The organism is Streptomyces sp. NPDC054794 (assembly GCF_053611585.1).
The window spans coordinates 15080-34257 of the sequence record NZ_JBSHAQ010000051.1; the positions used below are offsets into that span (position 1 = coordinate 15080).

At 70.6% G+C, this 19178-nt stretch carries 19 protein-coding genes and 4 pseudogenes; 11 read left to right on the forward strand and 12 right to left on the reverse strand.

Annotated features, from left to right (window positions below; genetic code table 11):
• Positions 1 to 23: 23 nt before the first annotated feature.
• The gene (locus tag ACWGKT_RS37700; RefSeq protein WP_453277204.1) at positions 24 to 371 is read left to right on the forward strand and encodes a DUF2516 family protein; all 348 of its coding nucleotides are present in this window, start codon (positions 24 to 26) and stop codon (positions 369 to 371) included.
• Between the two features lie 128 nt (positions 372 to 499).
• On the opposite strand, the gene ACWGKT_RS37705 is transcribed toward ACWGKT_RS37700, so the two are convergent.
• The 3 genes from ACWGKT_RS37705 to ACWGKT_RS37715 all read right to left on the reverse strand — a co-directional run bounded on the left by ACWGKT_RS37705 (position 500) and on the right by ACWGKT_RS37715 (position 4223).
• Entirely contained in the window at positions 500 to 1813 is a 1314-nt protein-coding gene (locus ACWGKT_RS37705; protein ID WP_453277205.1) for a PP2C family protein-serine/threonine phosphatase, read from the reverse strand.
• Positions 1814 to 2076: 263 nt separating this feature from the next.
• Positions 2077 to 3162, reverse strand: coding sequence for an NlpC/P60 family protein (locus ACWGKT_RS37710; RefSeq protein WP_453277206.1), 1086 nt, complete (start codon positions 3160 to 3162; stop codon positions 2077 to 2079).
• Positions 3163 to 3374: 212 nt separating this feature from the next.
• Positions 3375 to 4223, reverse strand: a complete 849-nt coding sequence (locus ACWGKT_RS37715) for a class I SAM-dependent methyltransferase (RefSeq protein WP_453277207.1) — start codon at positions 4221 to 4223, stop codon at positions 3375 to 3377.
• Positions 4224 to 4417: 194 nt separating this feature from the next.
• On the opposite strand from ACWGKT_RS37715, the gene mshA reads away from it, so the two are divergent.
• From mshA to ACWGKT_RS37735, 4 genes are all read left to right on the forward strand, one after another.
• The gene (gene mshA, locus ACWGKT_RS37720) at positions 4418 to 5755 is read left to right on the forward strand and encodes a D-inositol-3-phosphate glycosyltransferase (RefSeq protein ID WP_453277208.1); all 1338 of its coding nucleotides are present in this window, start codon (positions 4418 to 4420) and stop codon (positions 5753 to 5755) included.
• Positions 5748 to 6257 (forward strand): type III secretion system chaperone family protein, encoded by a 510-nt coding sequence (locus tag ACWGKT_RS37725; protein ID WP_356149008.1) that lies wholly within the window; start codon positions 5748 to 5750, stop codon positions 6255 to 6257. The genes mshA and ACWGKT_RS37725 overlap by 8 nt, the downstream gene beginning before the upstream one ends.
• Positions 6258 to 6369: 112 nt before the next feature.
• Positions 6370 to 8052, forward strand: coding sequence for a glycosyl hydrolase family 28-related protein (locus tag ACWGKT_RS37730; RefSeq protein WP_453277209.1), 1683 nt, complete (start codon positions 6370 to 6372; stop codon positions 8050 to 8052).
• Between the two features lie 102 nt (positions 8053 to 8154).
• Entirely contained in the window at positions 8155 to 8958 is an 804-nt protein-coding gene (locus ACWGKT_RS37735; RefSeq protein ID WP_453277210.1) for a hypothetical protein, read from the forward strand.
• 12 nt (positions 8959 to 8970) lie between these two features.
• Here the strand turns inward: ACWGKT_RS37735 and ACWGKT_RS37740 are convergent, their stop codons facing one another.
• Complete coding sequence (locus ACWGKT_RS37740) at positions 8971 to 9768, reverse strand: AraC family transcriptional regulator (RefSeq protein WP_453277211.1); 798 nt, start codon at positions 9766 to 9768, stop codon at positions 8971 to 8973.
• 49 nt (positions 9769 to 9817) lie between these two features.
• Between ACWGKT_RS37740 and ACWGKT_RS37745 the strand changes: the two genes are divergently transcribed.
• Positions 9818 to 10243 carry a DUF2000 family protein gene (locus ACWGKT_RS37745; RefSeq protein ID WP_453277212.1) on the forward strand — a complete coding sequence of 142 codons (426 nt, stop codon included), beginning with the start codon at positions 9818 to 9820 and terminating at the stop codon, positions 10241 to 10243.
• A gap of 57 nt (positions 10244 to 10300) precedes the next feature.
• Here ACWGKT_RS37745 and ACWGKT_RS37750 read toward each other — a convergent pair whose 3' ends face one another.
• A complete protein-coding gene (locus tag ACWGKT_RS37750; protein ID WP_453277213.1) occupies positions 10301 to 11557 on the reverse strand; it encodes an MDR family MFS transporter in 1257 nt (418 codons plus the stop codon).
• A 182-nt stretch (positions 11558 to 11739) separates the two neighbouring features.
• On the opposite strand from ACWGKT_RS37750, the gene ACWGKT_RS37755 reads away from it, so the two are divergent.
• The 4 genes and pseudogenes from ACWGKT_RS37755 to ACWGKT_RS37770 all read left to right on the forward strand — a co-directional run bounded on the left by ACWGKT_RS37755 (position 11740) and on the right by ACWGKT_RS37770 (position 13471).
• Positions 11740 to 12501: a phosphoglyceromutase gene (locus ACWGKT_RS37755; RefSeq protein WP_453277214.1), complete on the forward strand. Its 762-nt coding sequence runs from the start codon at positions 11740 to 11742 to the stop codon at positions 12499 to 12501.
• 154 nt (positions 12502 to 12655) lie between these two features.
• Positions 12656 to 12730: pseudogene (locus ACWGKT_RS37760) on the forward strand (DUF2637 domain-containing protein); the annotation flags it as partial.
• Between the two features lie 13 nt (positions 12731 to 12743).
• Positions 12744 to 12821, forward strand: a pseudogene (locus tag ACWGKT_RS37765) (mobile element transfer protein); the annotation flags it as partial.
• Positions 12822 to 13084: 263 nt separating this feature from the next.
• Positions 13085 to 13471 carry a hypothetical protein gene (locus tag ACWGKT_RS37770; RefSeq protein ID WP_453277215.1) on the forward strand — a complete coding sequence of 129 codons (387 nt, stop codon included), beginning with the start codon at positions 13085 to 13087 and terminating at the stop codon, positions 13469 to 13471.
• Between the two features lie 911 nt (positions 13472 to 14382).
• Here ACWGKT_RS37770 and ACWGKT_RS37775 read toward each other — a convergent pair.
• The 5 genes and pseudogenes from ACWGKT_RS37775 to ACWGKT_RS37795 form a co-directional block, all read right to left on the reverse strand.
• Positions 14383 to 14607: a hypothetical protein gene (locus ACWGKT_RS37775; protein ID WP_453277216.1), complete on the reverse strand. Its 225-nt coding sequence runs from the start codon at positions 14605 to 14607 to the stop codon at positions 14383 to 14385.
• Positions 14608 to 15453: 846 nt separating this feature from the next.
• Entirely contained in the window at positions 15454 to 15660 is a 207-nt protein-coding gene (locus ACWGKT_RS37780; protein ID WP_453277217.1) for a hypothetical protein, read from the reverse strand.
• A gap of 119 nt (positions 15661 to 15779) precedes the next feature.
• Entirely contained in the window at positions 15780 to 16274 is a 495-nt protein-coding gene (locus ACWGKT_RS37785; protein ID WP_453277218.1) for a DUF5959 family protein, read from the reverse strand.
• 82 nt (positions 16275 to 16356) lie between these two features.
• On the reverse strand, positions 16357 to 16821 hold the full coding sequence (locus ACWGKT_RS37790; protein ID WP_453277219.1) for a GNAT family N-acetyltransferase: 465 nt from the start codon (positions 16819 to 16821) through the stop codon (positions 16357 to 16359).
• Between the two features lie 148 nt (positions 16822 to 16969).
• Positions 16970 to 17254: pseudogene (locus ACWGKT_RS37795) on the reverse strand (MFS transporter); the annotation flags it as partial.
• A gap of 1 nt (position 17255) precedes the next feature.
• On the opposite strand from ACWGKT_RS37795, the pseudogene ACWGKT_RS37800 reads away from it, so the two are divergent.
• Positions 17256 to 17513: pseudogene (locus ACWGKT_RS37800) on the forward strand (carboxymuconolactone decarboxylase family protein); the annotation flags it as partial.
• Positions 17514 to 17566: 53 nt separating this feature from the next.
• On the opposite strand, the gene ACWGKT_RS37805 reads toward ACWGKT_RS37800, so the two are convergent.
• Entirely contained in the window at positions 17567 to 17818 is a 252-nt protein-coding gene (locus ACWGKT_RS37805; RefSeq protein WP_356157141.1) for an SCO4226 family nickel-binding protein, read from the reverse strand.
• Between the two features lie 460 nt (positions 17819 to 18278).
• The gene (gene phoU, locus ACWGKT_RS37810; protein WP_235453582.1) at positions 18279 to 18968 is read right to left on the reverse strand and encodes a phosphate signaling complex protein PhoU; all 690 of its coding nucleotides are present in this window, start codon (positions 18966 to 18968) and stop codon (positions 18279 to 18281) included.
• Between the last annotated feature and the right edge of the window lie 210 nt (positions 18969 to 19178).

A 19178-nucleotide genomic window follows, 5' to 3' on the forward strand; every position in this document is an offset into this window, starting at 1 on the left:
GCAGAGAGCGGGCGGTGGGCAGCATGCTGATGTTGGGCTTCACGGGGTTCTTGGGACTGCTGAAGATCGTCCTGATGGCCCTCGCCGCGTTCGGGCTGATCGACGCGGCGTTCCGGCGCGAGGACGCGTTCCGTGCGGCCGACAAGCAGAACAAGGTGTTCTGGCTGATCGTGCTGGGCATCGCGCTCGTGGTGAGCTACCTGTTCTCGATCCTCTCGATCCTGCCCATCGCCGGCCTGGTCGCGAGCATCGTCTACATCGTGGACGTGCGCCCCGCGGTCAAGCAGGTCTCGGGTGGCAGCGGCTGGGGCCGCCGCCGCGGCGGCAGCAGCAGCGACGGGCCGTACGGACCGTACAACGGCGGCCGCTGACCGGCGGCCGTACGACGACGCGCGGCCGCTGACCACGGCCGCTGAGCGCGCCCGGTCCCACCGGCGGGGCCGACGGGCCGCCCTCGCGGCACCCGCCCCACCCGGCGGCGTTTTTTTACGGCTCCCGGTTACGGCACCCGGTCCAGCAGGACCACCGCGACGTCGTCCGTCAGCTCGCCGCCGTTGAGGTCGCGGACCTCGTGGACGGCGGCCCGCAGCAGTTCCTCGCCGCGCAGGCCCTCGGCCAGCTGGCGGCGCACCATCCGCACCATGCCGTCCTGACCCAGGCGCTCCCCACCCGCGCCCACACGGCCCTCGATGAGGCCGTCGGTGTAGAGCATCAGGCTCCACTCGGGACCCAGCCGCACCTGCAGACGGGGCCAGCGGGCGCCACGGAGCAGACCGAGGGCGGGGCCGTTGTTGTCGTACGGCAGCAGCTCGGCGGGCCGGCCGGGGCGGGATATCAGCGGGGACGGATGGCCGGCCAGGCACAGGCCCGCGCTGCGGCCGTCGGGAGAGATGTCCACCGTGCAGAGGGTCGCGAAGATCTCCTCGTCGGAGCGCTCATGCTCCAGTACCTCCTGCAGCGTGCCGAGCAGCTCGTCGCCGCACAGCCCGGCCAGCGTCAGCGCGCGCCAGGCGATGCGCAGCTCCACGCCGAGCGCGGCCTCGTCGGGGCCGTGGCCGCAGACGTCGCCGATCATGGCGTGCACGGTGCCGTCGGGCGTGCGCACGGTGTCGTAGAAGTCACCGCCGAGCAGCGCGCGCGAGCGGCCGGGGCGGTAGCGGGCGGCGAAGCGCAGCGACGAGCCCTCCAGGAGGGGCGTCGGCAGCAGACCGCGCTCCAGGCGGCGGTTCTCCTGCGCGCGCACCCGGCCCTCGGCCAGACGCCGCTCGGCCGAGTCGGAGCGCTTGCGCTCGACGGCGTACCGGATGGCGCGGCTCAGCAGCCGTCCGTCCAGTTCGTCCCGGAACAGGTAGTCCTGGGCGCCCACGCGCACGGCCTCGGCGCCGCGCTCGGCGTCGCCGGACGCGGTGAGGGCGAGGACGGCATGCCGGGGCGCGAGCTCCAGCACGTGCTTGAGCACGGCCAGCTCGTCGTCGCCGCCGCCGGCCCGCCCGGGCGCGGTGAGCGCCAGGTCGAGCAGGATGCAGTGCACGTCGTCGGTGAGCAGCCGCTCGGCCTCGGTGAGGTTGCGGGCGGTCCGGACACGGATCGGCTTGCCCGACGAGTCCAGCAGCTCCGGCACGATCGGCCAGCCGGCCGGATCGTCCTCGATCAGCAGCAGGGTGAGAGTGGTGGCGGACGCGGTGCTGTTGCTCGCCGCGGCCTCGCCTCGGTGCGCCTCTTCCTTGAGGGGGCCGCCGACTGCGGACGCGGCCCGCGCCTGACCACTCTCCGCGGCCGGGATCGCTCTCTGCCGCGGTACGGGTACGGGCATCGTGTTGGTTCCTTCCCTCCCCCCGAGGGCATGGTGGGTACGAGGGACCTCGACCCACCCGACGGGGACCATAGCGGTAGTGCCCGCCGCAACGGAATGGTGTGAGCCCCGTCGCCCCGCCGCAGGCCACCGTCATATGCCGCGTTCCGTGGCGGAGTTGGACAGGCCGGCGCTCGCAAGGGGATGACGAAGGTCACGTCCTGCCGGGGTTTGGAAGGTCGTTGACCATGTGCTGGGTCACATGACCCAGGTCACGAGGGCGCTCAGGCGTCCGGTCGCACCACAGCAAGGATGGGCATTTCGCCCGCCCCCGCGAGCGTCACCGTCCGTCCGGGCCGCGGCGCGTGGATGATGGCGCCGTCGCCGACGTACATCGCGACATGGCTGGCGTCATCGAAGTAGATGATGAGGTCGCCGGGCCGCATGTCCTTGATGTCCACGTGCTTGAGCTGTTTCCACTGCTCCTGCGAGGTGCGCGGGATGGGGTGCCCGGCGTTCGCCCAGGCCTGCGAGGTCAGGCCGGAACAGTCGAACGTCTTCGGGCCCTCGGCGCCCCATTCGTACGGTTTGCCGATCTGTGCCGTCGCGAACTCGACTGCCTTTTTGCCCTGTTTCGACGCCTTGCTGTTGATCTCCTTGAGGATGCCGGTGTCCAGCCACGCGGTCTGCGCCTTGGCGGCGGCCTCCCGCTCCAGCTTGGCCAGACGCTCCTTCTCCTTCTTCTCCAGCCGGTTCTCCAGCTTTTCGGCCTCGGTGATCTGCTGCTTGATCTTCTTCTTCGCGGCGGCCTTGGCCTTGCGGCCCGCCTCCAGCTTCTCCCACTGGGCCGAGGCGTCCTGCGCGTACTGCTTCAAGTCCTCCTGGGTGCGGGTCATTTCCCCGATGAGGCCCTTGGTCGCCCGCTCGCCCTGCAGCAACCGCCCGGCGCCGTCCAGGAACTGCCCCGGATCGTCGCTCAGCATCAGCCGGGCCTGCGGCGGCAGTCCGCCCATGCGGTACTGGGCGCGGGCCGCGGCGCCCGCGCGGTCCTTGAGCCGGTCCAGCTTCTGCTGGCCCTGGACGATCTTCTTGGCCAGTTCGACGATCTCGGCGGACTGCTGCTGGGCCTTCTCCTCCGCGGCGTTGTACGCGTCGGTGGCGACGGCCGCGTCGTGGTAGAGCCTGTCCAGCTTCTCGCGGACGGCCTCAAGGTCCTTGCTGGGCGGGGGGGTCGGCGAGGCCTTGGGGCCGGGGGTGGCCGTGGGTGTCGGCGTGGGGCTGGCGAACGCCGTGCCCGGCGCGGCCAGCACCGTGACCGCGCAGACCACGGTCACGGCCGCCGTGATCAGGCCCCGCTTGGCCGCTCGCATACCCGTCCCCCAACTGATTTACCGTCAGTAACTTAGGTCGCCGGGGGATCGTGTCATGCCGCGGCGCAAAGCGACAGAGGTGATACCCGGCGATTCCTCCCCACTTTGGCCTCCGGGCATGACGATCCACCCGACCTTGTGACGAACAACGCGTGAAGATCGTTCCCTTTGGGGTGGTGGGGAGGGGGTCGACCGGAGCGGCGGGAAGGGGGTCAGCGGCGGGGCGCCAACGCCCGCCAGGCCACGGTCACTTCCCCCTGCCGCCAGCGGGCCGGCGAGTCCGTCACCGGCCAGTCCGCGGCCAGGTCCCGCACGGCCCGGATCCAGCGCTGGCGCGCGCCGTACGAGGCGTAGGGCGCGGCGGCCGCCCAGGCGCGGTCGAAGTCACGCAGGAAGGCGTGCACCGGCTCGCCCGGGACGTTGCGGTGGATGAGTGCCTTCGGGAGGCGTTCGGCGAGGTCGGAGGGCCGGTCCAAGGAGGCGAGCCGCGTCGCGAAGGTGACCGTGCGCGGCCCCTCCGGGCCGAGCGCGACCCACACGTGCCGCCGCCCGATCTCGTCGCAGGTCCCCTCGACCAGCAACCCGCCCCGCGAGGCGCCGACGGCCGGCGCGAGCCGCGCGCACAGCCGCTCCCACACGGCGGCGACCTCGGACTCCTCGTACTGGCGCAGCACGTTGGCGGCCCGGATGAGCTGCGGCCGCTGCGGAACGGGGACTTCGAAGCCGCCGTGCCGGAAGACCAGCCCCTCGCGCTCGTACGGCCGCGCCGCCTCGACCCGGGCCGGTTCGATCTCGATGCCGACCACGCGCGCGCGTGCGGCGACGCCGCGCAGCCTGCCGAGCAGTTCGACGGCGGTCCAGGGCGCGGCCCCGTAGCCGAGGTCGATCGCCACCGGGTCGGCGGCGCGCCGCAGTTCGGCGCCGTGCGTGGCCGCGATCCAGCGGTCCATGCGGCGCAGGCGGTTGGGGTTGGTCGTCCCGCGCGTCACCGTTCCCACGACGGGGGTCCCCCCGCTCGGGCGAAGCCGAGCGTGGGGGAGGGAGGCTGCGCGGGCTGTCATACGTACGAGGGTATGCGGGCGCCCGGGGTGCACGGGGTGCACGCCTCCCGGCGTCGAACGGTTGATCGATCATGGGTAATGGTTCGGCAAAGCCTCTTGATCGGGAAATGGAGCCGCGCCGTCCGGCGTTGCACTCCCTTGGAGGGCGCCCCAGGTCCTCCGTCCGGCATGTCCGCAGCGAGGAGGAACGCCACGTGAGCCAGTACATGAGCAGGCTCGGGCGTCGCTCCGCGGCCACGCCCCCGCGGCTGCGGCTGCACCGCAGGCCCCGCCGCGTGGCCATGCTCTCCGTGCACACCTCACCGCTCCACCAGCCCGGCACCGGCGACGCCGGCGGCATGAACGTCTACATCGTCGAGCTCGCGCAGCGCCTCGCCGCGATCAACATCGAGGTCGAGATATTCACCCGCGCGACCGCGGGCGGCCTCGCGCCCAGCGTGGAACTCGCCCCGGGCGTCCTGGTCCGGCACGTCGACGCGGGCCCCTACGAGGGCCTCGCCAAGGAGGACCTCCCGGCGCAGCTGTGCGCCTTCACGCACGGCGTGATGCAGGCCTGGGCGGGCCACCGCCCCGGCTACTACGACCTGGTCCACTCCCACTACTGGCTCTCCGGCCACGTCGGCTGGCTCGCCGCCCAGCGCTGGGGCGTCCCCCTGGTGCACGCCATGCACACCATGGCCAAGGTCAAGAACGCCAACCTCGCCGACGGCGACACCCCCGAGCCCGCCGCCCGCGTCATCGGCGAGACCCAGATCGTCGCCGCCGCCGACCGGCTCATCGCCAACACCGCCGAGGAGGCCGACGAGCTCGTCCGGCACTATGCGGCCGACCCGGCGAAGGTGGCCGTGGTCCACCCCGGCGTGAACCTCGACCGCTTCCGCCCGGCCGACGGCCGCGCCGCCGCCCGTGCCCGCCTCGGTCTGCCGCAGGACGCGCTCGTCCCGCTCTTCGCGGGCCGCATCCAACCCCTCAAGGCCCCCGACGTGCTGCTGCGCGCCGTGGCCGTCCTCCTCGAAGAGCGCCCGGACCTGCGCTCCCGCATCGTCGTGCCGATCGTCGGCGGCCCCAGCGGCAGCGGCCTCGCCAAGCCCGAGGGCCTGCAGAAGCTCGCCGCCCGGCTCGGCATCGCGGATGTCGTACGGTTCCGCCCGCCCGTATGCCAGGAACAGCTCGCCGACTGGTTCCGGGCCGCGTCCGTGCTGGTCATGCCGTCCTACAGCGAGTCCTTCGGCCTGGTCGCCATAGAGGCGCAGGCGGCCGGCACACCGGTGCTCGCGGCCGCGGTGGGCGGGCTCCCGGTGGCCGTACGCGACGGCCGGACCGGATTCCTGGTCCAGGGCCACGACCCGGCCGCGTACGCGCGCGTGCTGGGCCGGTTCGCCGACGACTCGGCCCTGTCGTCCCGCATGGGCGATTTTGCCGCCCGGCACGCGCGGTCGTTCGGCTGGGACACCTCGGCCGCCGCCACCGCCGACGTGTACACGGCCGCGACCCAGGCGCACCGCCGTCGCGTACGCTCCCACCATGGGTGAGGCTTCACAGCAGCAGCGCGCGGCGCAGGTGGTCGAAGGTGCCCTCAAGGACGCCGAACTCGACTGGGAGAACCCCGAACCCGGCACCTACGTGGCGAAACTCCCCGGCACCCGCAAGCTCTCGACGACGGTCCAGCTCCTCGTCGGCCGCCACTCCCTCTCCCTGAACGCCTTCGTGATCCGCCACCCCGACGAGAACGAGGCGGCCGTCCACCGCTGGCTCCTGGAGCGCAATCTCAAGCTCTACGGCGTGAGTTACGCCGTCGACCGGCTCGGCGACATCTACGTCACCGCCCGGCTGCCCCTCGCCTCCGTCACCGCCGACGACGTCGACCGGCTGCTCGGCCAGGTCCTGGAGGCCGCGGACGGCAGCTTCAACACGCTCCTGGAGCTCGGTTTCGCCTCCGCGATCCGCAAGGAGTACGCCTGGCGGGTGGCGCGCGGCGAGTCCACGCGGAACCTGGATGCGTTCACCCACCTGACCCAGCGTCCGGCTGACTGACCGGCCTCTTCCCGTACGACCCCTTCCCTGCCCCGGGGTCGCGATGGCATGCTCACCGCCAACGCATTCCTGAACGTCATTCATATCCATGAATTCTGAAGGGCGGGCGGACATGAGCGACAGGCGCCTCACCAGGCGGGCCCTGCTGGCGAACGCCACGGCCGTGGCACTCGGCGCGGCCACCGGCCCGGCACGAGCCGCGACGGCCACCGGCCGGACCAAGGGCACGGTTGCTGCTGAAGTCCCGCTCCTGTGGCGGGAGTTCACCCGCGATCCGTTCACCCACCCGCAGATCCCCTACATCGGCCGGGCCGGTTCCCGCGGCGGTTCGCCCCGCTTCCCGCGCCGCCGCGTCGTGGCCGACGTGACGGACTTCGGCGCCGTGGCCGACGGCACCACCGACTGCGCCCCCGCGATCAACCGTGCCATCGCCGCCGCCGGAAGGGCCGGCGGTGGCACGGTCACCATCCCGCCCGGCACCTTCCGCATCGACGACCTGATCCGCGTCGGCGACTCGAACGTCGTACTGCGCGGTGCCGGCAGCGACCGTACGAAGCTGTACGCGACCAAGAACCTCACGGAGCTGATCGGCGTCTACGGCTCCCGCTACGGCGGCGACAAGTCGTCCTGGTCCTGGGCGGGCGGCCTGATCTGGCTGGCCCCGCGGGCCCGCCTGGACTCCCTCGTCGCCGCGATCCGGGCCAAGGCCTGGCCCTTCGAGGGCTGGACCGGCAACAAGCGGGACGAGTGGACGAGCCTCACCACCGTCGAACCGGCCCGCCAGGGCTCCTGGACGCTGACGGTCGCGGACCCCGCGCGGCTGGGCCCCGGCCGCCTGGTCCTCCTCCGCCTCGCCGACGACGCGGACCACACCCTCCTGGAGCACATGTCGGGCGGCGGCCCGGGTCCGGAGGCCTACGTCTGGGCCGACAAGACCAAGCTGACCTCGTACGTCCCCTACGAATGGCCCGTCCGCATCGCCCGCGTGCACGGCCGCCGCGTCACCCTCGAACGCCCGCTGCCCCTCGACGTACGACCGGAATGGGACCCCCGCCTCACCTCCCACGTACCGGAGTTGACCGGCTCGGGCGTCGAAGGCCTGACCCTGGAGGCGATGCAGACCCCGCAGTCACCGCACCTCCTGGACAAGGGCTACAACGGCGTCGTCCTGCAGTGCGCCTACGACTGCTGGCTGGACGACGTCACGGTCCGCCACGTCGACAACGGCTTCGGCCTGGTCGCCGCCTCCGCCTGCACCCTGCGCCGCACCCGGGTGTCCGGCCGCGGCTCGCACCACCCGTACTTCTGCCGCGAGGGCTCGCACGACAACCTGATCGAGGACTTCACCATCGAGGACCGCACGGTCCCGGCCCCGCCGAACACCCAACTCCACGGCATCAACGTCGAGGGCCTGTCCTCGTACAACGTCTGGTCGCGCGGCGACATGCGCATGGGCACCTTCGACAGCCACCGCGGACTGCCCTTCGCCAACGTGCGCACCGACATCACCGTGAACAACAACGGCCGCCACGGCGGCGACGCCAGCGCCGGCCCGCTGTTCGGTGCGCGGTTCACGCACTGGAACATCCGGGTCGGCAACGGCCGCGCGGGCCTGATGAAGATCGACGGCCTGGCGCCGTACTCCGCCACCGTCGGCCTCAACACGGTCACCGAGTTCGACCAGACCGACGTCCCGGACTTCACCGGCGACCTGCACTCCCGGCTGGAGCTCTACGGCACCACCGACGTCGTACGCCCCCGCAACCTGTACGAGGCCCAGCGCGACCTCCCGTGATCGACCGGGGCCCGAACCGGCGTTCGAGGGTGGGCTGTTAACCTGCGGCGACCCGAATCCTTACCGGGCCCTTACCGGTCTCTCACCAGCAAGAGGTTGTGCATGCGCACAGGCAGATCCGGCTCCGCGGTCGTGCTCGCGGGAGCGCTCGCCCTGGGGGCGTTCGCCGCGCCGTCCGCACAGGCGGCGGACACCGGCGTCACGGTGTCGAACCTGGTCCTGAACAAGGGCAAGCCCATCGTCGTCGGCACCAGCGCGGTGGTGACCCCCGACTTCACGTACCACCTCTCGTGGCCGTCCGGCATCAAGATCATGGACGTGGACACGGCCCCCTTCCTCTACCACGACACCACGGCCGCCAAGGGCGCCAATGAGGGTGGCATCTACACGAGTTCCGTCGAGTACTTCGAGGACGGCACCCACGCCGCGAACTGCGACGGCGAGCTGTACATCGAGCCGCGCTACCGGCTGGACTCGAACAACGACGCGACGACCTGGAAGATCGCGGTCTCCGTTCACATCTTTGGCACCGACGGCCACCTCAAGAGCCAGGAGTACCTGACCGGCTTCGGCTCCGTGCAGGTCAAGCGCGCGGGGAAGGCCACCGTCGACGCCTCGCCCGAGCCCGTCGCCAAGGGCAAGGCGCTCACCGTGACCGGCCGGCTCACCCGCGCCGACTGGGTGCGGCACGCCTACACCGGCTTCGGCGGCAAGTCGGCCAAGCTGCAGTTCCGCAAGGCGGGCAGCAGCAGCTACTCCACCGTCAAGATCGTGAAGGCGGACTCCGCTGGCCGGCTGAAGACCACGGTCACCGCGTCCGCGGACGGCTACTGGCGCTGGACCTTCGGCGCGACGGCCACGACGGGCGGCGCCACGTCCGCCGGCGACTACGTCGACGTCAGGTGACCCGGTCCCGCCTCACCGGGCGCTGAGCCGGTAGCGCCCCGGCGTCACGCCCACCAGCTTCTTGAAGTGCCGGGTGAGATGGGCCTGGTCGTAGAAGCCGGTCAGTGACGCCACCTCGCCCGGGGCCAGCCCGTCGAGCAGCAGCCGGCGGGCGCGCTCCACCCGGCGCGACATCAGGTACTGGTGGGGCGCGATGCCGTAGGCACCGCTGAACGCGCGCACCAGGTGGGCGGGATGGGCGTACAGCGTCCGCGCCGCCTCCTCAAGCCCGAGCCCCCGCGTGACGTGCTCGTCGAGCAACTCGCGCAGGGAACGGGCGAGGGCGGGATCGCGCGCGGGCTCGGGCGCGGCGGCGCGGGGCTTCAGATGCGTCCGCAGCCGCTCGCCGATCAGCGTCAGCCTGCTCTCCGCCTCCAACTCGTCGCCGGGGCGGGCGAGGGCGCCGTGCAGATGGCCGACGCGGCGGCGCAGCACCGGGTCGCGCAGGTCGGGCGCGTCGACCGCGGGGCCGATGAGGTCGAGCCCGAGGAGCGTGGCGTCGAGGTAGAGGACGCGTTTGCGGAACCCCTGCGGGGTGGCCGGGGAGCCGTTGTGCGGGACGTGCGGCGGCAGCAGGGACACCGTGTCGTGCGGGGTGCCGTGCTCGTGCCGGTCCAGGTCGTACCGTACGGCCCCGTCGTCGACGATCAGCAGCGTCCAGGCCTCGTGCACGTGCATCGGGTAGGCGTACTCGGTGAAGTGCGCGTGGAAGACCTCCACGACACCCGGGATACGCGGGCGCCAGGCGGAGACGTCCGGCTGGGCGGCCATGCAAAGAACGTACAAGACGACGGCGTACGGCGGTCGGCAGTCTCGGTGCATGAACACCGAACCGATCCGCTTCGACACGAAGATCGCCGTCCTGCTGCGCGCGGACCTGGAGCCCTGGCAGCGGCTGAACGTGACCGCCTTCCTGGTCAGCGGCCTCGGCACCCAGGCCCCCGAGGTGATCGGGGAGCCGTACGAGGACGCGGACGGCGTGCCCTACCTCCCGATGTTCCGGCAGCCGGTGCTCGTCTTCGAGGGCACGAAGGAGACCCTGACCGCGGCCCACGGCAAGGCACTGAACCGTGCCCTGCCGCGCGCGGTCTTCACCTCCGACCTCTTCACGACCGGCAACGACCGGGACAACCGCGCGGCGGTACGGGCGGTGGGCACCGGGGAGCTGGATCTGGTGGGTATCGCGGTGTACGGCCCCCGGAACGCGGTGGACAAGGTGCTGAAGGGGGCGCGGATGCATCCGTGAGGCGTGCTTGGCGCGGGACTTGAGCCGGCACTTGAGGCGGGTGCTTGCGCACCGGCCTCATGCCGTACGGACCCCGGGCTCGGCGTCGGCCGCGGCGGCGGGGGCCGTCGGCAGTTGCCTCGGGAGGTGGCGCATGAGCAGGCCGTACCCGAGCGCCGCCACCGTACCGACGAGCGCGCACGCCCCCCACAGCCACTCCGCGCCGAACCGGTCGATCACCAGGCCGGACATCAGCGGGGCGACCAGGGCGGCGACGGCCCAGGACAGGGTGTACATGCCCTGGTAGCGGCCGCGCCCGTGGACGGGCGAGAGCCGGACGACGAGCCCGGTCTGCGTCGGGGCGCTGACGATCTCGGCGAGCGTCCACACGCACACGGTGAGCGCGAACGCGCCGACCGACCCGGCGAACGCGGTGAGCCCGAAGCCGTACCCGGCGAGGACGGACGAGACGACGAGGAGCCGGCCCGGGTCCCGGTGCTCGATGAAGCGGGTGACGGGGATCTGCAGGGCGACGATCAGGACGCCGTTGACGGCGATGGCCGTGCCGTAGTCGGCGGGCGAGAACCCGGCCGTGCCCATCGCCACCGGGAGCCCGACCGAGCCCTGCTGGAAGACGAGCGCGACCAGGAAGGACAGCCCGACGACGGCCATGTACCGCCCGTCGCGCAGCACGGTCCCCAGGCCCACGTCCTGTGCCGCGGCCGCCTCGGCGACCCGCTCGGGGCGCGACTCGGGCAGCTTGACGAAGACGACGACGGCGCAGGCGGCCGTCATCCCGGCCTCGATCAGGAAGCCGGCGCGGTAGCTGACCTCGGCGACGAAACCGGCGGCCAGGGAGGAGACGGCGAAGCCGAGGTTGATCGCCCAGTAGTTGAGGGAGAAGGCGCGCACGCGGTCCTCGGGCCGGACGATGTCCGCCATCATCGCCTGCACGGCGGGCCGGGAGGCGTTGGAGGCCATGCCGACGAGGAAGGCGACGGTGGCGATGGAGACGGGGTCGCGCACGAAGCCGAGCAGCGCGACGCAGCCGGCGGTCGCGGACTGGGCGACGAGCAGCGTCGGCCGCCGCCCGAGCCGGTCGGCCATCACACCGCCGCCGAGGGAGGAGACGACCCCGCCGAGCCCGTGCAGCGAGGCGACGAGTCCCGCGTACGACGCGCTGTAGCCCCGGTCCAGGGTCAGGTACAGCGCCAGGAAGGTGGCGACGAACGCGCCGAGCCGGTTGACCAGGGTGCTGAGCCACAGCCACCAGAACGCGCGGGGCAGGCCGGATACCGTTTCCCGGGCGGCGCGGCTCAGGGCGGCGAGTGGCATGGGTCCCCCACGTGCGGAAAAGTTGCGTAAGCAGTGATCAAGGCTTTCGCAACTTACGTCGGAGCTCTCCCGCCGGACCACTCAATTGACGGATGCCGTCAAGAGTCCGCTGCTCGTCGGCTGTCCGTCCGCTCCCCGGGCACTCCAGCGGGGGTCCGAATGCGTGGATTACGCTCTGGGGCATGGCCGACGCACCGTACAAGCTGATCCTCCTCCGCCACGGCGAGAGCGAGTGGAATGCGAAGAACCTGTTCACCGGTTGGGTGGACGTCAACCTGAACGAGAAGGGCGAGAAGGAGGCAGTCCGCGGTGGCGAGCTCCTGACGGACGCCGATCTCCTCCCCGACGTGGTCCACACGTCCCTCCAGAAGCGCGCGATCCGCACCGCGCAGCTCGCGCTGGAGGCCGCGGACCGCCACTGGATCCCGGTCCACCGCTCCTGGCGTCTGAACGAGCGCCACTACGGCGCGCTCCAGGGCAAGGACAAGGCGCAGACGCTCGCCGAGTTCGGCGAGGAGCAGTTCATGCTGTGGCGCCGCTCCTACGACACCCCGCCGCCGCCGCTCGAGGACGGCACGGAGTGGTCCCAGTCGGACGACCCCCGCTACGCCTCCATCCCGCCGGAGCTGCGCCCCCGCACGGAGTGCCTGAAGGACGTCGTCGTCCGCATGCTCCCGTACTGGTACGACGGCATCGTCCCCGACCTCCTGGCCGGCCGCACGGTCCTCGTCGCCGCCCACGGCAACAGCCTGCGTGCCCTGGTCAAGCACCTCGACGGCATCTCCGACGCCGACATCGCGGGCCTGAACATCCCCACGGGCATCCCCCTGTACTACGAACTCGACGCCGACTTCAAGCCGCGCACCCCCGGCGGCAAGTACCTGGACCCCGAGGCGGCAGCGGCCGCCATCGAGGCGGTCAAGAACCAGGGCAAGAAGAAGTAAGCCCGCACGAAGAAGCCCCCTACCAGCGGGTTCTCTGCTGGTAGGGGGCTTTTCAATGGGTTCGGGCCGCCTGTGGGCTGTCCGAACCAGGGAGCGCCGTCGCTGTCAGCGAAGGAAGCGCACTCGGACGCGCAGGGACAGCAGAAGCGCGACAGGGGCAACTCCGACCCTCCGCGCCCGCCTCGGGGTCCCCGTGCCCATGGCCGAAGCCATCGCCGCCCAGCTCTGAAAGGAGAACCACCGTGACCGCCAACCGCCGCTTCCGAGACGTCACCCGCATCGGCCCCGTCCAGGTCGCCACCTCGTACGACAACCGCGGCGACGGCAGACGGGATGGAAGCTGGGGGAAGTAGTGGGCTGAGGGAGGAGGTCAGCGCACTCTGCGATCATCAACACCTTCGCAAGGGCATCACGATCCACGTCGCCCGCATCACATCGTATGGGTGCTCAAATGAAAGCAATGCGAACCAGTCTGTTGCTCGGGTCGGTCCTGGCCGTTCTGCTGACCGGAGGAACTGTCGCCTGGGGCGCACCTCGCGACCAGTGGGACTACCGTCAGGCGGGCCAGCCCACGTTGCCCGCGATGACGATCACAGGTGACAAGACGACACCCGACTCGCTCAAGCTCTACATGAAGCTCTACATACGTCGTCTGCGGGACGGCGATGTGAGCGGGCTGACGGAGTTGGCCTGTCACGACCGCTGGCTCACTCGCGACGACGAGGCGGCAGGCGCTCGCCAGCAGATCGACGCTTACGGCAAGGGTGCGAAGGGCGCTGTCACCATCGAATTCGGCGTCGAGGACCCGTATGACGTCCGCGGCGGCATCATCCGATACCGCAGCACCGGACAGCACGAATACTTCACCGTGTTCAAGAAGCACGGTCTGTGGCTGTTCTACCTGGGTCCGGACGAGGACGACGATCCGGACTCCACAGGCAGGCAGCCCGTGAGCCTCCCATCTGACTAGCCCGTCCCGGCCGCCATCCAGCGACAGACTTCTGTGCTGTACAGCAGCGAAGTACAGCAACCACCGCGACTGCAGCCGGTCATCACCGACCGCCAGCACACGGGCGATCAGCCGGGCAGACCTAAATGACCGTCCCGCCCATAGTTCGCATCGAGGCCGAGGCACGGCCTCAGGATCGTGCCACTCTCATGCCAGAACGGACGGGGACTCACGGGGAACCAGGGTTCGCAGGGGCGAGTTCGGCCAGACTCGGCACGGGGGAGTGAATCCGCAGGTCACGCGCATGGTCGCCCCACCTCGCTCCTAAAGCGGTGCTCCATACCCAGTGGATGAGATCATCCGCGGGTGTCAAACGCGCAGCTACCCCCGGGATGGTCTCTTCAGCAGATCCGCGACGTATCCGGGGACCAAGAGGCTGTTGCCCTGAATCGAAACCGGGCGGTGAAGTGGGTAGGCCGCCCCGGAGCTCCCGACGAGGTGCTGCACCCAGAGATTGTTCTCGGATTCCACAGCCTGTGCCTTGTGAAACCCGTCCATGATGGCAACTGGTACATGGGCAGCATGTACGACGACGGGAGTATTGACTGTTGGGCAGCCTACGACGATCTGCACGAGGCGCTGCGCGGTTTGTAGCTTGTCGGCCTGCCTGCGCTTCAGGGGACTTCCTGAGGTGGCGTTACAGCAGCGGATTACAGCAACCGACCACGGCCGTCGGTGCCCCCCTCCCCTCGCCCGGCAGCCCCGTCTCATTCAGAGCCGTTCACGAGGGTTCACGGCGGGGCCGGAGCCAGTACCGGCTGTGCCGCTGACCCGGCGCGAACGCAGGTGAACAGCGTCGTACACAGCACTCTGCGGCATCAACAGACTTGGAAAGCGTGTTGGCCTGGGGTGCTGTCGTGGCGATGCAGACGTCAGACGCTCGTCTCCGGGCCCCATCGGTCCGGGCCTACTCCGCGCCAGTCGATCCAGGACGCCTCGGCGGCCTCGGCGGCGTCGAGCTCCAGGCCGGCCCGGCGGAGGAACTCGACCAGGTCCGCCATGTTGTGGGCCAGGCCGAGGATCTCGCCGTCCACGCGTACGCGCCGCCCGCCCGTAGGTGATGGCGGGTGGACGATCACGCGAATGGAGCCGGACACGCCTTCAGGATCATCCCCAGCACACCGTTCCGCATTCGAGCGCGTCATTCGCAGACCCTCAGTGCTCGGTCGGTGGCAGCAGTCGCGGTGAACCCGCAGGCAGGTCGAGCGATGAACCCGCCCACGAAGAGCCCGGATCCGGAAGTCCCGGACTGCGCAGCTCCCACCACCCCGCGGGGCTTGGCCGACGTTGTTGCCAGTACGGGTGGAAGAACACCTGAGTCGACAGCCGGTACAGACGTCGACGCAGTTCGGTCCGGCCGGGCCGGACGGCGAGCTGCCGGTAGGTGACACTCCATTCCTGCTGCGCCTGGGCGAGATCGGCGGGGAACGATCGCATGACCAAATTCAATCACGTGTTCGATTTCTGCGTCCATCGGCGACACCGTCACGCGAAGCGGAACCTTGGCCAGGCGTGCCAGACCGTGCCAGGTCGTGCAGGGAACCACGGTGAACGCCGGGGACACACTCGGTCCACAACTAGGGCACTGACGCCCTTGACCGCAGGTCAACTACCGGAGTCAGGGCAAGAGGACCTGAGCTTCCCAAGCTGAGGGCTCAAGGTGGGTGTCACGGGCCGGCCCGTCACGGCTTGCTCTGGTCGATGGCACGCACCGGCAGCGTGGCTGAGGCCGGTGAGGGTGCAGCGAGGCACACGCGTGCGTGGTCGGGTGGCGCGCCCGCCGTCGTGGCTGACTGTTGTCGGCTGAAGTTCAGACGGGGAGTGTCGAAGGCCCCGGCCGTCAGCCGATCGGGCCGAGGCTGGGCCGTCTCTGGGCCCCCTGGAGCCTCAACGCTCGCGCGGGAGCGCCCCGCGGCGCGTGGCTGCGGGGCGCCTTGTGGGGTTCAGTCGACCTTCTCCCCGTCGTGCGTACCGCCCTTGCAGAGGTTGTCCGTCAGATCGGCCGTTCCGCCGCCCTGCTTGCACTCAGAAGGGGTGACGTAGGATGGCGCGCCCTGTGCGGTGGCGGCGGCAGCGGCGGCGCCTGTGAGGCCGAGTCCGGCGAGGGCTGCCGTCGCGATGGCGGCGGCGAGGATTCGTCCGATGCGCATGTGGTTCCCCTTTCACGGATTGCCTCGTTTGGGGCACTAGTCAGTTTGATCTTCACCCATGTGGGTGGCACGTCATGTTGCGCCATTCGGGTGAACTGCTCAGTGCTCGGCCCGGCCCGTCAGGCGTCGCTGTCCCGGCGCCACTCGTAGGCACCGGGTGACGTCTCCACGACTTCGCGGGGGTAGACCTCGTGCACCCGGGCGAGCAGGTCGCGCTGTTTGTCGACCCAACCCGGCGGCAGTGCGAACAGCGGGACGGTGACGGTGACCCCTGAGGCGGGTCCGTCGTGGGCCGACACCGACATCCGGTCGTGGCCGTCGGGCTTGAACTTCAAGGACGGTGTCCGCCCCGAGGTGAGCCACATGGCGAATCGCCGGGTCCCCAGGGTCGCCAAGGTGTCCTCCCGGTCCTCCAGATCCTCAGGGAGCAGGGTCACCGAGAAGGTGGCGCTGAGGGACTCCGCCACGATGACGATTTCGCATTCGAGGAAGTCGTGGCCGAACAGGATGCCGGGCCGTGAGCGTCCCAGCACACGCACCGAGACGCTGTGCCCGCTGGTGCCCTGCCGGTCGGCCAGGTGGATCAAGTCGATGACGTCGTCCGCCGAGTTCATGGGCTCCCTCCCCGATGAGGCCCGATGACAAGATCCGAGCATCTTGCCGGGCGGACGGACATGACGGCTCGGATCGCATGGCTCAGCGAGGCGTGTACGCCACACGCTCGAAGGGCCATTCGCGGGCCAGCCAGTCGCTGACGAGGCGGTAGAGCTCGGCGTCGAGGGAAGCGTGGTCCGCCCGGACCCAGGAGCGGACGTCAGTGACACCGGGCTCCTGGCGTGCGCCGTAGATGTAGACACAGCCGATGACGTCATCCCCAGGGACCGACAGGACGGTGTAGGTGAAGCCGACGCGCCGTTCGAAGTCCTCCGCGTGCCGGCGCAGGTCGCGGAGGTTGGCCTCCAGCGACATGCCCCCTGGAGGCGGCCAGGAGCGGCCGGCGAAGTCGGGGTTGGCTCGAATGTGGCCGATGCTGGAGGTCCAGGCGGCGTGATCGGCGGCATTGTGCTGAGGGCCGAGGGGCTCCAGGCGGAAGCGGTCGGTTGCAGGCGGGCGCGGTACGGCGAACTCGGGTTCCACGAGGGGTTGGTCAGGTGAGGTCACCGCGGGAGGTTATCCCCGGGCCCCTACCGATCTCTCGCGAATTCGGCAACGCGGGTGACTCGGCCCGGCGGCCCGTACGAGCCGATGATCAGTCGCTCGTCCACGATGCCGTGAGCGACCGGTTTGCCCACGCCGTCGGCGATACCCGCTACGTACGGCGGTGCGGCAGCCGGAATGCCGCTGCCAAGCCGGCCAGGCCTATGACCGCGAGGGTGGTCATCGCCGCGGCGTAGGCGCCCTTCGTGAGGCCGGAGACCAGGATGGTGCCGGCTATGGCCGTGCCGAAGGACGAGCCGAGGTTCGACACGCTGCGGGACAGGCCCGAGATCTCGCCCTGTCGGTCTTCCGGGAAGCTCGACTGCACGACGTTGACCGACGGGGTCAGCATCACGCCCATGCCGAGTCCGATCAGCAGGAGCCCGGGGACGAAGGCCCTGGTCGCGGCCTGGCGCGAGGCCACGGTGTTCACCGACGCCGAGCGTGCCGCCCTGGAGCTGGCCGAGCAGGGCACCCGGATCGCCGACGCGGCCGGCGGCGTCCCGGACGAGGTGTGGGCGAACGCCGCCAAGCACTATGACGAGGAGCAGCTCGCCGCCCTGGTGGCGCAGATCGCCGTCATCAACGCCTTCAACCGCGGGAACGTCATCACCCAGCAGCCCGCCGGCCACTACGAGGTCGGCCAGGTCCACTGACCGGACGGCCCACCGACCCCCGGGCGCCGCTGTCGCGGAGCCCGGGGCGGGCGTCACCAGATGGACAGGGGCACGGGGCGGATCTCGTCCGCCGGGTGCCCCGCGCGTTCGTGGATGCGCTGGACCGCTTCGGCGGAAGGAGCGTCGGAGAGGCAGTACACGGTGCCGGACACGGGATCCGCCCAGGCCCGTTCGAAGTGCACGCCCTCTTCTTTCTCTATCGCCAGGTCGGCCTCGTGGGCCCGCTGGAGCTCCTCGTCGGTGATGCCCTGCATCCCGTGGTGGACGTCCATGAACTGGGTCATGGCCACGCACCCCCTTCGTGCCTGGTGCTCCCTTTCATGCTGCGCCTCGCGGCCCCGTCACAGCGACCGGACGGCCCCGGGTACGCCGAAGGTCCCCGGTGCCGCGGGGCACCGGGGACCTTCGCCGTCGTAGCGGACGCCTGCCGTCAGCCGCACTGGCAGGGGTTGCCCGACTGGCACCCGCAGCCGCAGCCCGAGCCGCAGCCGCATGCGCCGAAGAGCGGGAGGCTTCTGATCTCAGTGGGCTGGTCGGTCTCGCGCTCCTGTGTGGGGTCGGGCGTGGTGCTGGGGGATTCGGCCATGGGTCCCCTCCTAGAGGCTTGGGCCTGCCTGCTGCCTTTGCCCATTTCATGCCCGGTATCTCGGGCGCATCAACGGCGCACAGTGGCGCCCGCACGCCCGAACCGAACCCCGCGAGCCCCCTTGGGGCTCGCGGAAGCCCTCGGCCGACCCCGGGGGGTTACTTGCCCTCGGGCCCGGTCACCGGCTGGATGTCCTGCTGGAGGTCGTCCGCGTGCTCGCCCGTGACCAGGAACACCACGCGCTTGGCGACCGCCACCGCGTGGTCGGCGTACCGCTCGTAGTAGCGGCCGAGCAGGGTCACGTCGACGGCCGTCTCGATGCCGTGCTTCCAGCGCTCGTCGATCAGGTGCTGGAACAGGGTGCGGTGCAGCAGGTCCATCTCGTCGTCGTCCTGCTCCAGCTGCAGGGCGAGGTCGACGTCCTTGGAGACGATCACCTCGGCCGCCTTGGCCATCAGACGCTGGGCGAGCTGGCCCATTTCGAGGATCGTGGCGTGCAGGTCGTGGGGGACGGCCCGCTCCGGGAAACGCAGCCGTGCGAGCTTCGCCACATGCTGGGCGAGGTCGCCGGAGCGCTCCAGGTCGGCCGACATACGAAGTGAGGTCACCACGATCCGCAGATCCGTGGCCACCGGCTGCTGGCGGGCGAGCAGGGCTATCGCCCGCGCCTCCAGGTCGTGCTGCAGTTCGTCGACCTTCTTGTCGGCCTCGATGACGCTCTCGGCCAGCTTGAGGTCGGAGTCGAGGATGGCCGTCGTGGCGCGCCCGATCGCCGACCCGACCAGCCGGGCCATCTCCACCAGACCGTCGCCGATCGAGTCCAGTTCCTCGTGGTACGCGTCCCGCATCAGGGTTCCCTCTCGTGCGTGTTCTCCGGGGGCTCCGGGGGTCGGGGCCCGTGACAAACCAGCCATGCGAACCCCACGCTCCCACGTTCCGGCCCGTACGCGTCCGTTTCCGCCACCCCAAATGAACCAATACTGGCTCCAAGGTGAACTCTGGGCGACGAGTGTCGGAGGTCGCACCTCGACGGCTGTGGGGATGTCGTAGGCCATGCC